The organism is Pseudomonas sp. G166 (assembly GCF_037027455.2).
Taxonomy (GTDB): domain Bacteria; phylum Pseudomonadota; class Gammaproteobacteria; order Pseudomonadales; family Pseudomonadaceae; genus Aquipseudomonas.
This window is the reverse complement of the sequence record NZ_CP146985.1, coordinates 2700203-2714925: the sequence shown is the minus strand read 5'-3', so window position 1 is coordinate 2714925 and position 14723 is coordinate 2700203. Positions and strand designations below refer to the sequence as shown.

The window sequence follows — 14723 nt, the reverse complement described above, 5'->3', positions numbered from 1 at the left end:
ATGCCCATAACAGGCACGATGAAATCGGTGGTACAGACGGCTCAGTGCTGGGCGTTCGTCAGCTCCACCAGTACTTTTCGGGTTTGCTCGGGGTGTTTTTCGATCAGGTCGATTGCACCGGGCATCTCGTCGAAAGTGACGCGATGGCTGATCAGGTCCTGGACCTGCAGCTGGCCGCTGGCGATCAGTTCGATCACCTTGGGGAACTTGCGGTTGTTGAGCCGCGAGCCCACCAGGGTCAGTTCTTTCTTGATCATCTCCAATTGCACCAGATCACTGGGCGTGGCATTGAAACCCAGCAAGCCGATGCGTCCGGCCGGCGAGGCCAGGCGCACCATCTGCGGCATCAGCGCCGGGATGCAGGCGGCATCGACAATCAACGGCACGCCCTCACCCTGGGTGAGTTCCCGCATTGTGCTTTCGACATCGACTTGCTGACCGTTGAGGATCCGGCTCGCACCCAGCGCCCGGGCCGTCTCCAGGCGACTGTCGATGACATCGGTCACGGTGATGTCGGTCAGCCCTAGCGCCCGGGCCATCTGTACCAGGGTCAGGCCGATAACACCGGCCCCATAGATCAGCACGCTGTCGCCCGGATGGGGCTGCATGCGATCGAGCACATTCAGGGCAATGGAGTAAGGCTCCACCAGGGCTCCGTGGCTGAGGGACATTGAGTCGGGCAAGCGGTGGGCATTCTGCGCAGGGACACAGACCTGCTCACTGAAGCCACCGTCGCGATGCACGCCGATCACTTGCAGCCGCGTGCAGACATTCGGTCGGCCAATGCGGCAGGGATAACAGGTGCCGCAACTGATCACCGGATCGACGCACACCCGGTCGCCCACCTGCAGGTGTTCAACGCCTTCGCCGACTTGCCGGATCACCCCGGAAAACTCATGGCCGGTGACTCGGGGGAAACGCACAAATGCGTTCTGCCCATGAATGATGTGCATGTCCGAGCCACAGATGCCGGCGTAAGCCACATCGACCTGGACCTCGCCATAGGCGACCTGGGGTCGGTCGACCTGGGCCAGCCCGAACTCGAAGGGTGCTCTAACCTGGAACGCTTTCATCGGGTCACTCCTGACGGGGACGTGCGCCCCGCCGCTTGATGTGTTGGAAACGCTTCACCAATGCCAGAGCGTGCCGTCTTCTAGACGGTTGACCGGCAGGCTGGCTCGCTTGTAGGGGTACTGGCGGGCGAGGTCTTCATCAATGTCGACGCCATGCCCCGGCGCATCGCCGGGCGTGAAATGGCCGTCCTCGAAGCGATAGGCATGGGGAAAGACCTCATCGATGCGCTCTTCATGAGGCATGTGTTCCTGGATGCCGAAATTGGGCACCCAGGTATCGAAGTGCAGGGCCGCGCCCATGCACACCGGTGACAAGTCGGTGGCGCCGTGAAAACCGGTACGCACCTGGAACAACGCGGCAAAATCGGCAATGCGCCGCACATGGGTGATGCCGCCGGCATGCACCAGCGTCGTGCGGATGTAGTCAATCAACTGCTCCTGGATCAACTCGCGGCAGTCATGGATGGAGTTGAACACCTCGCCAACGGCCAACGGTGTGGTGGTGTGCTGGCGGATCAGGCGAAAGCTCTGCTGGTTTTCGGCCGGCGTACAGTCTTCGAGCCAGAACAGGTTGTATGGCTCCACGGCCTTGCCCAGGCGCCCCGCTTCGATGGGGGTCAGGCGATGGTGCACGTCATGGAGGATATGCAAGTCGTCGCCAAAGCGCTCGCGTACGGCGGCAAACAGCCTGGGGACGTGGTTGAGGTATTTGGCGGTGTCCCAGACGTGTTCGGCGGGCAGGTCACTGTCGGCCGGCTCATAGCGTTCACCGCTGCGCTTTGCGACGCCGTAGGTGGTGGCGATACCCGGTATGCCGCATTGCACGCGCACGGCTTTGTAGCCCAACTCGACATGGCGAGCGACTTCATCCAGGCAGCCTTCGATGTCCTTGCCAGTGGCGTGCCCGTAGACCATCACCCGCTCACGGCTCTTGCCACCGAGCAACTGATACAGCGGCATGTTCGCCGCCTTGGCCTTGATGTCCCAAAGTGCGACATCGACGGCGGCGATGGCGGTCATGGTTACCGGGCCACGACGCCAATACGCGCCGCGATAGAGGTACTGCCAGATGTCCTCGATGCGGTGGGCATCGCGGCCGATCAACGCGGGAAGGACGTGTTCTTCCAGGTACGCGACCACCGCCAGTTCGCGGCCATTGAGCGTCGCATCGCCAATGCCGTAAATGCCCTCATCGGTGACAATCTTCAGGGTGACCAGGTTGCGACCCGGACAGGTAACGATGACGCGCGCTTCAAGAATTTTCATAAGGTCAAACCTGTGCAACAGAAGGAAATGAGAGCGTTCCCATATTCGGCATGGCCGCTAGGGGAATCAGTGCACCTCGGTACTGGACAACCTGGGCAGCCAGGCAATGGCCCCAGCGAGCGGCCTGCTCCGGATCGCCGCCCTGCAGGCGACAGGCCAGGTAAGCGGCGCTGAACGAATCGCCAGCGGCGGTGGTATCGATGACATGGGCAACGTGCTGGGCAGGCACGGCGAAACGGCCAGCCGGGCATTGGATCAAGCAGGAATCGGCACCGCGCTTGAGGGCTACTTCGCCGATTCCCTTCTGCGCATAAGCACTGAACAAGGCATCGGTATCGCGGTAGCCGAACAGGATGGCGTCATCTTCCCAGGTGACCAAGGCCAGGTCGGTCAGGCGCAATAGTTCACGGTAGGCCTGCCGAGCCGCGTCAGGATCAGGCCAAAGATGGGGGCGGTAGTTGTTGTCGAAGACGATGCGCGTGCCGCCTTGCCTGGCCAGATGCAAGGCCTGCATCAGGCGCTCACGGCCTTCGCCGCTGAGGATCGCCAGGCTGATACCGCTCAGATAGATGTAGTCGTACTCGGCCAGCGCAGCCAACATGGCGTCGGCCTCAGGCCCGTCGAACATCCGCCGCGCCGCCGCTTCCCCGCGCCAGTAGAGGAAACGCCGCTCGCCGTGTGGATCGGTCTGGATGAAATACAGCCCCGGCAGCGCATCTTCGATCACCCGTACATGGATGTCCGTGACTCCCTCGTTTCGCCAGGATCGGCGCATAGCCACGCTGAACCCATCGCCCCCCACGGCTGTCACGTAGTCCACGGCCACTGCGTCACGGCCGCTCGATCGCGCCAGGTACACCGCCGTATTGAGCGTATCGCCGCCGAAGGTCTGGGTGATCGCGGCGCCCGGTTCACCGCGCATCTCGATCATGCACTCCCCCACCAACGCCACCTTCAGCGGGCGGGCAGAGCGGGTCTGCGGGCCATGGTCAAGCGTTACATCCATAATCAACGCGCCTTTTTTATGTTTTTAAAACGGCGTTTCATTTTCTTGCAAGGCCCGAGTCTAATCAGATTTCCCGTCTCGTCAAGCAAAAATGAAACAGCGTTTTGTTCTGCTTGCGTATATCCTTGGGTTTTACTTTTCACGTTGGAGCCTTCATGGACAACAGCGTCATCCCAAACAACGAGCTGGTATCGGCGGTGGGCCGGACCATGGCCGTTCTCGAGGCCCTGGCCGAGCATCCGGAAGAAAGCGGTGTCTCGGAAATCGCCACCAAACTGGACATGTCCAAGGCCACGGTTTATCGCTTTTTGCAGTCGCTCAAGGCGCGGGGATATGTGGTGCAGGATGCCGAGGATCGCTATCGTCTCAGCGTCCGGTTATTTGAACTGGGCGCCCAGGCCCTGCCCCACCTGGATATCGTCCGGGAGGCGGAGCCAGGCATGCGGCGGATCAACGAGCTGACGGGCGAGACGGTTCACCTGGGGATTCTTGACGAAGGCAGCATCGTCTACGTGCACAAGATCGACTCCAAGTACAACCTGCGCATGTACTCGCGTATCGGTCGGCGAGCGCCGCTGTATTGCACCGGCATCGGCAAGGTGCTGATGGCCTGGCTTGAAGAAGATGAGTTGCTCGCGCACCTCAAGGAAGAAAGCTTCGAGCGCCGCACGGCCAACACACTGACCAGCGTCCAAGCCTATCTGGAAGAATTGGAAACCGTTCGCCGACAAGGCTATGCCGAAGACCATGAAGAATTCGAAGACAACATGCGCTGCCTGGCGGCGCCGATTCGCGACCGTTTCGGTCACGTGATCGGCGGCATGAGCGTTTCATTCCCGTGTTTTCGCTTCCGGGAAGAGTTGAAGCAGGACTACGTCAAGCAACTGATGGAAGCTACGCAACAGATTTCAGCTCAGTTGGGCTGGCACTCGCGTTGAGTCTTCTCTGCAACTGTACGGTGACGATAACCCGCCACATTGATCCAGAAAGGCACCACGGGAAACTCATTGACCATCTGCGGCCCCGCAATCCTGTGAGTGCTGACCCCCATGCGCCTGAGCAGGCGCTCGTTTCCCGGCGCACTGAATGCGATCAACCGCCGTGCGCCGAGGGTCTGCGCGACGCCGATAACCTTGCTCATCAGCCATGTGGTGTCGTGCCAGGCCCGCATGACCTGGGCGCGTCGCGACAGTGGACGTCGGCTGGCGAACCGCGACAATTCCCAGACGGAACTTGAGGACGGCAACGGCGTGTCGCCCATCAACTGGGGAAACACCTCCCCCAACAGAAAGGGACGATCGGTAGGAATCAACCGCGCGCATCCGACGATTTCCTGCCTACTGTCGCGGGCCAGGACATACACCGTATCCGGCCGATCAAAGTCATCCACCTCAAAGCCCTCGGCGCAGGGCAATGCCCAGCCGAGGCCCTTGACGAACACTTCATACCGATAGCGCGCCAGTGCCTTGAACAAGGCCGGGGACATCTCGCTGCGGGTGCTGGCAATCACTTCTAGCATGGTCGATCCCCCCCGGCACGGGAGGTTGATAGGAACCCTGTGATGGCCGCGACCACCTCGGCACCCCGTTCAAGGTAGGGCACATGCCCGCAGTCCTCGATGACCTGACCACGGGCATCGGGCAGTTGTTGGAGCAGGTTCTCCAGGGCGACGGGCAGGAACACTTGGTCATGTCGCCCCCAGATCACCAGCGTCTTCGAAGCGATCTGCGGAAGCCGTTCGAGAAGGACGTCCAGGCCTTCGCGGCGAAAATCCTCGATGGCCCGCTGCACGGCAGCAAACCTCGATTTACCGCTGGCTGCCATGGCCTGCGCCAGGCGTCCTCGCACCTGGGGAGGCCGCTTGAACACCAGGCTCCAGAAGCGCTTCATCTCCTCGACCGTACGGTAGCCGAAGACGGTTCCTTGCCCTTGCAGGCTGGCTTGTAATGCCGGCCCTAACACCGTCGGACCGAGACCAGCCGGTGCCAGCAAGACCAGATGACTGACACGCTGCGGGTACTTCGCGGCATACAGCCCGGCCACGCAACCGCCCAAAGAGCTGCCGACCAGCACGAAAGGCCCCTCGCCTACCGTTTCCAACAAACCCTCCAGCGCTGGCAGCAAGGCCTGCGGTCCGAAGCCTGCACGCGACTCGTACAAGGATTGGCCATGCCCTGGTAAATCGACGAAAACACAAGGGTAATGGCGCGCCATGCCCAGCATCGCGGGCCCCCACTGGTCCTTGCTGGCGCCCAAGCCATGAAGGATGACCAGTGTCGGCCCCTTCTGAGGCGCAGTGCCTTGCAGGTAGGCCAAGCGCCCTTGCCCACTGGTGTGCCAGCGCAGTCTCAAACCGAACCGCCAGCGCTGGACCAGGCGCAAGCTGCCAAGCAACAGTCGATCAACGCTGTTCATCCGCCACTCCTTGCCCTTTGCTAGCGCCCTTTAGAAAGAGTTTTGCGGGCAGCCGTAGTTGGCAGAGCGCCACGCCGGACAACGTCAACACGGCCCCGATCAGCAGGCGCTGGCTAATGCCTTCGGCGAGCATGATCTGGCTGACGGCGATCGCAAACATTGGCACCAGAAGCAAATACGGACTCAGCTGCTGCATCGAGTTGCGTCCAAGCAACCAGAACCACAGACCGAACCCCAGCAGACCACCACTGAGCGCTGTGTACAGCACTGCCCACCACGCCTGAGCGCTGGCCGTATGGATGCTTGCCCATTGTCCACCCTCCTGGATGAAGGACCACAGCAACAGTTGCGGTGCGGCAATAACAGCGGTCCAGGCACTCAAGGCCAGCGGGTCCAGCGGCCCAAGACGCTTGGTCAACACCGATCCGACAGCGAATGCCAAGGCCGCGAGCGCCACCAGGAGCATGCCGACGAAGGTCCCGCTCGCCGACGGTTTGACCAGCAGTACCAGGACGCCGGCGAACGCCAGCACAATGCCCGCCAGTACGCGCATTTTCAGGACTTCACCCAATAACGCGAACGCCAGAATCAGGGTAAAGGGGGCCGTCAACTGATAGATGATTGCCGAGGTAGAGGCGTCTACCCGGGCGATACCGCAATACAGCAAACCAAAATGCAAAGTGCCGGTGATCGTGGCGATCACGGCCACGGCCCCGAACTGCTCACGCTTGACCCGCTTGAGCAAGGGCAGGAGAAACAGCGCCATGATCGCGTAGCGCATGGCGACCATGAGGATAGGCGGCAGCTCGGCGCCCCCCATCTTCACGGCGGTAACCTGGGCGCCCCAGAGCAACGCGACCAGCAGCGCCAGCAATGAATCTTTCAATGGCATGACAGTTATCCCTTCTGAAATTGAATGGGCCGCAGGATTCTTTCCGGCTTGCTTGTGGCAACCTCCGTTGGATGAAGTCGACGGTAGTGCTCACAGAGCCGGTCCAGCGTCTCGCACAAGGCCTGTTCCGCTTCTGGATCGTGGGCCAGCTGTGTCTGGAAGCACGGCGGGAATCCCGAGCCGACGAGAATCATCTTGTTGAGCAGTACGTTCAGCGCGACCTGGGAGAAAACAGCCGTGTGCCCATAGCGCCGACCGACCACCGCAATCGCCGCGAGCTTGTCGCGCAGGGGACGTTGGCGTGGACGCAGGAAGCCATAGCCGACTCGCTCCAGAAACGCCTGGAAACGACTGTTGGTGCCGTAGGCGTGCATGACGGGGAGATAGAGCACCGCATCGGCGCGATCCAGCCGCGCCACCAACTGCCCGACGTCGTCCTGCAACTCGCAGTCCTGGTCTGAGCAGGCGTTGTCGGCATCGCAATAATCGATCCGGTAGTCCTTGAGCCAGATGGCATCGACCTCGACCTCCTCGCCCAAGTGGCGGCGCACCAGCGCCACCACCCGTGCACTGACACCACAAGGTCGGCTAGAGCCAACAATGATGGTCAGATTCATGATTCAGGACGCCTCTCGCAGCCCTTCTTCGCCAGCCAGATAGGCTCGCAACGCTTCCTCCATCAACTGCCCGGTCAGCCACAACGTGACGCGTGCCACTTCCTTGATCTGGCGACGATCTTGCTCGGTCTTCACCGCACGCTGCATGGCCGTGCGCACTTCTTCGGCGTGCTTCTCATCGATGGTCGAGTGGGCGACGAAGAACGTCATCTGTTCGTCCTTCAAGCCCAGGTCAGTGCGGAACCGGTCCAGGATCGGCTGGATGTGCTCGTAGACGTCTTCGGCCCAATAGCTGTAGCCCAGCCGTGCGATCGGCCCCTTGCGGATAGCCACATCATTGAGAAAGGCGATCAGCGCCTGGGTTGGCGCCAGGGGTGCCGGCATGTCCTGCGGCAGCAGCCCGACCGACTCGAGGTCGCGCAGCACCATGCGCTCGTGGCCCAGCTCTTCCAGGGCGTGCTTGTAGACGAAGCGCAGCAACGTCGTTTCTTCCGGGTCGGCACTGTAGGCGCAAGCCGCCTGGTTGACCGAGTTGTAGCGGGTGTAGTGGTACACCTGCAACATGAGCTGCTGGTAGAGGGCTGGCGGTGTAGGGTTGTCCAGACTGAATTTCCAGTAGGCGCCCTGCTTGATCTGGGCCCAGCCCGCATCGACGATAGCGTCGAGTTCCTTGAAGAATGCTTGCATTTCAATTGGCTCCTTTAACATTGTGGTAAACACTTTCGAGTTCCAGGTACACGAGGCTGTAGCGCCGCTCGACCTGTTCCCCGGTCCAGGTCACGTCTTCCTCCAGCACGCGCCCGCCCAGGCCGACATACAGCGCAGCCAGTTGGCCGCGACACAGTGCCGAGATGAATCGCAGGTGGGTGTTGGCTTTCAGCCAGATCGCCGCCTGCAGGAGAAACATGCGCAGGTGCCGCCCGCCGCGGTAGCGCTCGTCCAGCACCAGCCGATTGGCATCGAAGGCATCCGTCGACTGCTGGAAATAGGCGTGCACATTGACGGCCCGCTCGACGAAACTCAGGCCATGGCCCAGCGGTGTGACGCGCAGCGTCCCAACCACTTCGTCGTTGTCCAGATAAACCAGGTGGTAGGACATGGCGTCGCGCAGCTGCTCCCTTCGATCGAAGTCATCCTCCTTCGCCGGGTTGGTCCCCAGGTAGCGACTGCGCAGTTGCCTGACGGACTCGAACAGATCACTGGCGCTGTCGATCACGCGAACAGACAAGCTCATCGGTGACCTCACTGGCCTTCGCGTTGATCGACGATGCGGGCTTCTTTCCAGCTGAACCAACTGCCAAGGTTCACGTGTTCGGCAAGATCGCCCACCACCATGACCGTGGCTTCGACGCCCAGCCGTTCGCGCAGGCGCTCCTTGATCAGCAGCACCAGGCGTGCGCGATCGCCATCGAAGAAGCGCGACATCTCCAGCTTGGCGATGACGGTATCGCGCTCATTGGCGCGGCTGAGGACGATCTGATAGCCAAGGCACTGTTCCACGCCTTCAAGCAGCGCCTGCTCGATCTGTGCGGCCGAAAAAGCACGATCGTTCAGTTGCACGGCATCCTTCACTCGACCGACGACCTTGACGGTCTGGCGCATCGATTGGGGATAGCCCGGACGCGACTGGATCGAGACCAGGTCGCCCGTGCGGTAGCGGATCAACGGCTTGCTACCGGGAATCAGCATGGTTACGCACAACTCACCATCGCCGGTACCGCCCAGGCTCTCGCCGGTTTTGGGATCAAGCACTTCGATGATGTAGTTGAGACGATGAGGTACCAGTTGGTCGTTGGCGTTGCACGCCGCGATGATCATCGCTTCCTGGGAGCCATACAGACTGTTGTAGGCCTGCGCACCCCACAGGCTGTAGAGGTTGTTCTTCAACGCCGGAGTGCACAGCTCTCCACTCATCATGAAAGCTCGCAGGGCGAAGTCCTCGCGCGGGTTGAAGCCCTGGCGCTCGGCTTCCTTGGCCATGGCCAGCAACAGCCCCGGTGCGGAAGCGAGCACCCCGATCCGCAGGTCCTTGAGCAGTTGCAGCGCCTTGGGCCAGCCGATCACCGGCGAGTGCGGCCAAATCTTGGCATTGCACACGTCGAGCTGAGTGCAGACATCGCCCAGGGTGTCGCCGAAGGAGTGGACCTCGGTAGGCCCCATGATGCCGACTACGGTCTTCTCACCTGGAAAGTGCTTTTCGATCACCGCCTGATAGGCCATCGCCAGTTGACGATTGCTCGCGTAGCTTTCCTTGCGGTCCCGCGGGCATGGCGTGGCAGGCCCAGTGGTGCCTGTGGTCTCGTAATAGAAGATGCTGTCTTCCAACGGGCCGGACAGAATATCGAACCCGGCTTCGCGCAAGTCATCCTTGGTCGTGAATGGCAAGGTGACGAGGTCATCCAAGGTCAGCGAACGCTCGTCGACCTGGGCGAGGTGCCTGGCATAGAACGGCGAAGAACGCTTCACGTGGCCGATCACTTCCCGCAACTGTTCTTGGTGCCATGCAGCCAGCGCGGTGTCGCTCAGGACATCGGTCCAATAGGCATGATGAATCGGATCGTACCGCTTCTTGAATGTGTCTAAATGCTCTTTCATTTCAGCCGCTCAGGTTTGATGGGTTACTGGAACTCAACGGCCGCTACGTTAGTGACAGAAGTTACAAATACCCAGCTGCGCTATTCCGCAGTTGTGCGCGCACGAGTTTCTTGTTAAGGGCACGCGCGATTACATATGCGCGGGATAGATCAGCTGATCATTGACACTAAGAAAGAATGAAAGATTAATATCCGCCCAACTGTTGACAGCCCTGGGGCGCACTGGTAATTTCGCCGCACTGCCGATCATTCCCGCAGTGCCTAGCCAAGACTGGGATGTCTAAAATGTACTATCACCTTTCTGCTATCAGTTCCTCCCACAGCTATCCCGACAGCTGTTCCCGGGCCATTCTGGCCATCTTCAAAAGCAATATCTGGCGTCGCTAATTCAGCGAAGACCGGAGCCTGTCTGCTGCTTGCCAGCAACGTCCTGATCTTTTACCCATGAAATCGAAGGCGCTCGCGCCTTGTGTCCTGCACATTGCCTGGCCGCAATCCGTTGCAAGCCTTGTATTGCGCGCGACATAAAAAGCGTTCGTCCCGACTATTCAGGATATCCGTCAGCACCCATTTAAAGTGTTCGTGCACTTTATATTCCCGTGGCGCTCTCTTAATGGAGTGCCTGAATCGTTGCACCTAAAAAATGGTATTAACCATGAATAAACATTTAATTGACGTCAATGTTCTTCGCCGCGAAGAACGTCGATCTACAGATGCACTTGGCATATATGCAAATGCCTTGGAACAACTGGGTCGCGAGTCTGTCTTCATTCTTGAATCACTGTCCGGTCCAAGCCGTGATCGCAAGGCGACAATCATTGGGCTCGAGCCCCTTTTCGAAGTGTGTATCGATGAGGGCCAGGCACAGCTGCGCGGCTGTCCTGCGCTTTGTGAACATTTGTCCGCCTGCCTGCGCGAAGCAGACGTGCAGATAGACCACGCGTACAAGATCCATCTGCCGGACAGCGAGGCCGCATGGAACCTGCTCCGGGCGATCCAGGCTACGTTCCAGCCCGCGCCCAATGCCCCTTCCAGCCTGGCGTTCTTCGGTTATTTCTCCTACGACTGCGTGCGCCTGATCGAGCGGCTTCCCGATCTGGCCGAACAGACCTACGACTATCCGCTCATCGCTCTGTCGGTCTATCAGACACTGGTTTATTTCCACAGCAACGGCATTGTCGAGACCCTGATCAACAACCACCCGCTATGGGCACCCCGGACGGTGGAGGATTACCCCTTCCTGACCACGCCTGTGGCGTGCGAGGCAGTGGAGCCGCCACCGTATCCTGAGACATTCGAGGAAGCCCGCACGGTCACTCCGGAGCAATTTTTCGAACGTGTCGAAGTGGCGATGGAGCACATCCGCGCTGGCGACGTCTATCAGATCCAGCTTGGCCATGAGATTCGTATTCGCTCGCAGGTTTCGCCATTCGATGTGTACCAGAACCTGCGTCTTCGCAACCCCTCTCCTTATATGTACCTGGCCCATGTGGGCGGTATCGACCTGATCGGTGCCAGTCCTGAGCTATTCGTCAGGATCAAGGACGACTTGATAGAGATGCGCCCGATTGCCGGCACCGTCGGCAAGAAACCTGGCGTCGATCCGACTCAACTGGTCCTGGAGCTGACCCGTTCAGAGAAGGAGCGCGCCGAGCACCTGATGCTCATCGATCTGTGTCGCAATGATATCGGTCGCGTCTGCCAGGCCGGCTCGCTGGAAGTCGACGAGTTCATGCTGGTGGAGGAGTATTCGCACCTCTATCACATGGTGTCGAACGTTCGCGGCCTGCTGCGCCCAGGCCTGGATGCCTACGACGTGATCAAGGCTTCGTTCCCCGCCGGGACCATGTCCGGCGCACCCAAGGTCAGGGCAATGGAGTTGATCGAGGGGATGGAGAGCAATCGCCGTGGTATCTACGCCGGCGCCCTGGGCCTGGTGGGTTTCGATGGCAGCGTCAATACCGCCCTGTGCATTCGCTCGACGGTCTTCGACGAGGGTACCTACCACTTGCGCGCATCCGCCGGGGTGGTCGCCGATTCCGTTCCCGAGCTGGAGTGGAAAGAGACGTTGTACAAGATGGGTTCTGTATACCGGGCAGTGACCGGCAAGGAGATCGCACTGTGAAAGTCTTCCTGATCGACGCCTACGACAGCTTCGTCTTTATCATCAGCCAATACCTGGAACAACTGGGGTTGGAAACCCGCGTCGAACGTCACGACGTGCCCGACCTGATCCAGCGTATCGAAGCTTTCTCGCCGGATTTCTGTGTACTGGGCCCCGGCCCTGGGCATCCGGCCGACGTTGGCTACATCGAAGTGATCCGGCACTTTCAGGGGCGTTTGCCGCTGCTGGGCGTTTGCCTGGGTCATCAGGCCATCGGCCTGGCCTTCGGTGCCCAGGTTTGCCGGGCCCCGCACGTGATGCACGGCAAGGTGAGCAAGATCGAGAACGATGGCAAGGGTGTCTATGACCATATGCAAGCCCGCGCCATACAGGCTACCCGTTATCACTCGTTGATGATCAGCGACCAGCAGTTACCCGATTGCCTGGAGATTACCTCAAGGTCCACCGATGACGGCTATGTGATGGGCGTGCGGCATCAGCACCTACCGGTGGAGGGGGTGCAGTTTCACCCTGAAAGCATCCTGACTGAAAACGGCCTGGAACTGTTCCGCAGTTTCATCCGGTGTCACGTGCACCAGTGATTCGCCAGGAGGGGCACACGCCCCTTCTTTTCCGTGCTCCGGCTGTTTCATTCCCGCGATAACAAGAGCGACTCGTTTATGGACAAACTCAACTCCCCCGTCTGCGACCGGACCCAGGCCGGGCGAACCGCACCGCTGACCGCCTTCATGAGTCTGGCCAAAGATGCCAACCGTTGCGATTGGGAGCGCCTGGTCAACAAAGTTTTGCGCCAGCTCGGCTTCGGCAGCTACCTCATCAGCCTGGGACCGGTAGCACGCCGGGATACCGACCCCCTCGCCGGCCTGATCACCACCTTTCCCAAACGCTGGCTGGAACACTATCGCGGTGACGGGCTGATCGAGATCGACCCGATACTGCGGCACTGTCGACGCGAACTGGTGCCTTTTTTCTGGGACAGCGAACGCAGGCGCGCCCGTGGACGCTCCCGGCACTTCTGGCAGCAACGCGAGCAACACGGCCTGCGCAGCGGCCTGAGCATCCCGCTGCGCTACGAACTGCTCAGAGGAACACTGAGCGTGGCTTTCGACGACACCCAGATCACCGAACAGGAGGGGTTTTCCAACCCCGCCGTCTATCAGTTGTTCATGCTCATCCCCTACCTGCTCGCCGGGATGCGCCATCAGTTGCAGGGGCCCGCCCAACCCCGCCAGGACCTGACGCCCAAGGAAATGGACTGCCTGTATTGGGCCAGCGTCGGCAAGACCACCTGGGAAATCAGCCACATCCTGACCTGTTCCGAGCGCACCATCGACTTCCACTTGCTCAATGCCCGACGCAAACTCGGCTCAGTGAGTCGCCAGCAGGCCGTCAGTGCTGCGGCGGCCTGCGGGTTGGTCATGCCTGCGGTTGTCCCACCGGCTTACAGGCGCCAGAAATGATAACCCTCAGCCTCGTAGGACTCTCGATCCAGGACAGCCTTGACATCGATCACACAGGCCCCGGGCAATAACTTGGTGCGCATTTGCTGCAGTGAGGTGCGTCGATAGACCTCATGCGGCACAGCCACGATCATCGCATCGCCTGCGGGCAGCTGCTCCCAACTGCTCAATGCGCAGTCGTACTCACGCATGACCGTCGCTGCGTCGGCCAGTGGGTCATGCACATGGACGTTGACGCCATAGGCTCGCAATTCGACGATGATGTCGTGAACCTTCGAATTGCGTACATCCGCGCAGTTTTCCTTGAACGTGATCCCCAGCACATTGATCGTCGAGCCCTTCACCACACGGTTGGCGGCGATCAGCAGCTTGATGGTTTTCTCGACGATCCACTTGCCCATGCCATCGTTGATCCGCCGCCCGGCAAGGATCACTTGGGGATGGTAACCATGGGACTCGGCCTTGTAGGTGAGGTAATAGGGATCGACGCCAATGCAATGACCGCCAACCAGCCCCGGCTTGAAATCCAGGAAGTTCCACTTGGTGTTCGCCGCTTCCAGCACCTGGCGGGTGTCGATCTTCAGTTCCGAGAAGATCAGCGACAACTCATTCATCAGGGCGATGTTCAGGTCGCGCTGGGTATTCTCGATAACCTTGGCCGCTTCAGCCACCTTGATCGAAGGAGCCCGGTGCACGCCTGGGCGGACAATCAACTCGTACAACGCGGCCACGGTCTGCAAGCTCTGCGGACTGTCGCCGGACACGACTTTGACAATGTCGCAAAGCGTGTGAGTACGGTCCCCGGGATTGATGCGTTCAGGCGAGTAGCCGACCGTGAAGTCCTCTTTCCACACCAGCCCCGAAGCCTGCTGCAAGGCGGGAATACAGCGCTCCTCGGTCGCACCCGGGTAGACGGTAGACTCGTAGATGACCAATGCCCCGGCTTTCATATGCCGGCCAACCGTATCGCTGGCCCGTATCAAGGGTGACAAGTCCGGTTGATTCGCCGCATCCACAGGCGTGGGGACCGCGACGATGATAATGTCCGCGCCGCGCAGCGCCGCTGGATCGCTCGTATAAGTGAGCAAGTTCGCCTGCTGCATCTGCTCCTCGTCAAGCTCCCCGGCCGGATCTATAGCATCGCGTAATTGATCGATGCTGTGCTGGCAGATATCGAAGCCGATGGTCGGCAAGCGCTTGCCGAATTCGACCGCCAGAGGAAGCCCGACATAGCCCAGCCCCACCACCGCGACAGTCCCAAAAGTCTGTTCCATA

At 60.3% G+C, this 14723-nt stretch carries 15 protein-coding genes; 4 read left to right on the top strand and 11 right to left on the bottom strand.

Translation table 11 applies throughout. The features are described 5' to 3' along the window. Positions 1–41 precede the first annotated feature (41 nt). Genes SGN16_RS12265 through SGN16_RS12255 form a run of 3 tightly spaced genes read right to left on the bottom strand, consistent with a single transcriptional unit; the run spans position 42 to position 3345 of the window. Positions 42–1073, bottom strand: a complete 1032-nt coding sequence (locus SGN16_RS12265) for a Zn-dependent oxidoreductase (RefSeq protein ID WP_335944171.1) — start codon at positions 1071–1073, stop codon at positions 42–44. A gap of 54 nt (positions 1074–1127) precedes the next feature. Then, complete coding sequence (gene manD / locus SGN16_RS12260; RefSeq protein ID WP_335944170.1) at positions 1128–2339, bottom strand: D-mannonate dehydratase ManD; 1212 nt, start codon at positions 2337–2339, stop codon at positions 1128–1130. Positions 2340–2343: 4 nt separating this feature from the next. Next, the gene (locus SGN16_RS12255; RefSeq protein ID WP_335944169.1) at positions 2344–3345 is read right to left on the bottom strand and encodes a sugar kinase; all 1002 of its coding nucleotides are present in this window, start codon (positions 3343–3345) and stop codon (positions 2344–2346) included. A 155-nt stretch (positions 3346–3500) separates the two neighbouring features. On the opposite strand from SGN16_RS12255, the gene kdgR reads away from it, so the two are divergent. Beyond that, on the top strand, positions 3501–4283 hold the full coding sequence (kdgR, locus tag SGN16_RS12250) for a DNA-binding transcriptional regulator KdgR (RefSeq protein WP_335944168.1): 783 nt from the start codon (positions 3501–3503) through the stop codon (positions 4281–4283). On the opposite strand, the gene SGN16_RS12245 is transcribed toward kdgR, so the two are convergent. The 7 genes from SGN16_RS12245 to SGN16_RS12215 are packed head-to-tail and all read right to left on the bottom strand — an operon-like array spanning position 4259 to position 9864. Further along, positions 4259–4864 (bottom strand): acyl-homoserine-lactone synthase, encoded by a 606-nt coding sequence (locus tag SGN16_RS12245; RefSeq protein WP_210644343.1) that lies wholly within the window; start codon positions 4862–4864, stop codon positions 4259–4261. The genes kdgR and SGN16_RS12245 overlap by 25 nt on opposite strands. Next, complete coding sequence (locus tag SGN16_RS12240; protein WP_210644341.1) at positions 4858–5760, bottom strand: alpha/beta fold hydrolase; 903 nt, start codon at positions 5758–5760, stop codon at positions 4858–4860. Before SGN16_RS12240 ends, SGN16_RS12245 begins: the two co-directional genes overlap by 7 nt. Then, on the bottom strand, positions 5747–6652 hold the full coding sequence (locus SGN16_RS12235; protein WP_210644339.1) for a DMT family transporter: 906 nt from the start codon (positions 6650–6652) through the stop codon (positions 5747–5749). Before SGN16_RS12235 ends, SGN16_RS12240 begins: the two co-directional genes overlap by 14 nt. Positions 6653–6657: 5 nt before the next feature. Continuing rightward, positions 6658–7269 carry a flavodoxin family protein gene (locus SGN16_RS12230; protein ID WP_210644337.1) on the bottom strand — a complete coding sequence of 204 codons (612 nt, stop codon included), beginning with the start codon at positions 7267–7269 and terminating at the stop codon, positions 6658–6660. A 3-nt stretch (positions 7270–7272) separates the two neighbouring features. Next, the gene (locus SGN16_RS12225; protein WP_335944167.1) at positions 7273–7956 is read right to left on the bottom strand and encodes an iron-containing redox enzyme family protein; all 684 of its coding nucleotides are present in this window, start codon (positions 7954–7956) and stop codon (positions 7273–7275) included. Position 7957: 1 nt separating this feature from the next. Then, the gene (locus SGN16_RS12220; protein ID WP_210644333.1) at positions 7958–8503 is read right to left on the bottom strand and encodes an acetyltransferase; all 546 of its coding nucleotides are present in this window, start codon (positions 8501–8503) and stop codon (positions 7958–7960) included. An 8-nt stretch (positions 8504–8511) separates the two neighbouring features. Next, entirely contained in the window at positions 8512–9864 is a 1353-nt protein-coding gene (locus tag SGN16_RS12215; RefSeq protein ID WP_210644331.1) for a phenylacetate--CoA ligase family protein, read from the bottom strand. Between the two features lie 654 nt (positions 9865–10518). Here SGN16_RS12215 and SGN16_RS12210 point away from each other — a divergent pair. The 3 genes from SGN16_RS12210 to SGN16_RS12200 all read left to right on the top strand — a co-directional run bounded on the left by SGN16_RS12210 (position 10519) and on the right by SGN16_RS12200 (position 13448). Continuing rightward, complete coding sequence (locus SGN16_RS12210) at positions 10519–11988, top strand: anthranilate synthase component I family protein (RefSeq protein ID WP_335944166.1); 1470 nt, start codon at positions 10519–10521, stop codon at positions 11986–11988. Next, positions 11985–12569: an aminodeoxychorismate/anthranilate synthase component II gene (locus SGN16_RS12205; protein WP_335944165.1), complete on the top strand. Its 585-nt coding sequence runs from the start codon at positions 11985–11987 to the stop codon at positions 12567–12569. The genes SGN16_RS12210 and SGN16_RS12205 overlap by 4 nt, the downstream gene beginning before the upstream one ends. A 78-nt stretch (positions 12570–12647) precedes the next feature. Then, complete coding sequence (locus SGN16_RS12200) at positions 12648–13448, top strand: LuxR family transcriptional regulator (protein ID WP_210644326.1); 801 nt, start codon at positions 12648–12650, stop codon at positions 13446–13448. Here the strand turns inward: SGN16_RS12200 and SGN16_RS12195 are convergent. Further along, complete coding sequence (locus tag SGN16_RS12195; RefSeq protein ID WP_210644324.1) at positions 13430–14722, bottom strand: nucleotide sugar dehydrogenase; 1293 nt, start codon at positions 14720–14722, stop codon at positions 13430–13432. The two genes, SGN16_RS12200 and SGN16_RS12195, sit on opposite strands and share 19 nt — an antisense overlap. Position 14723 lies beyond the last annotated feature (1 nt).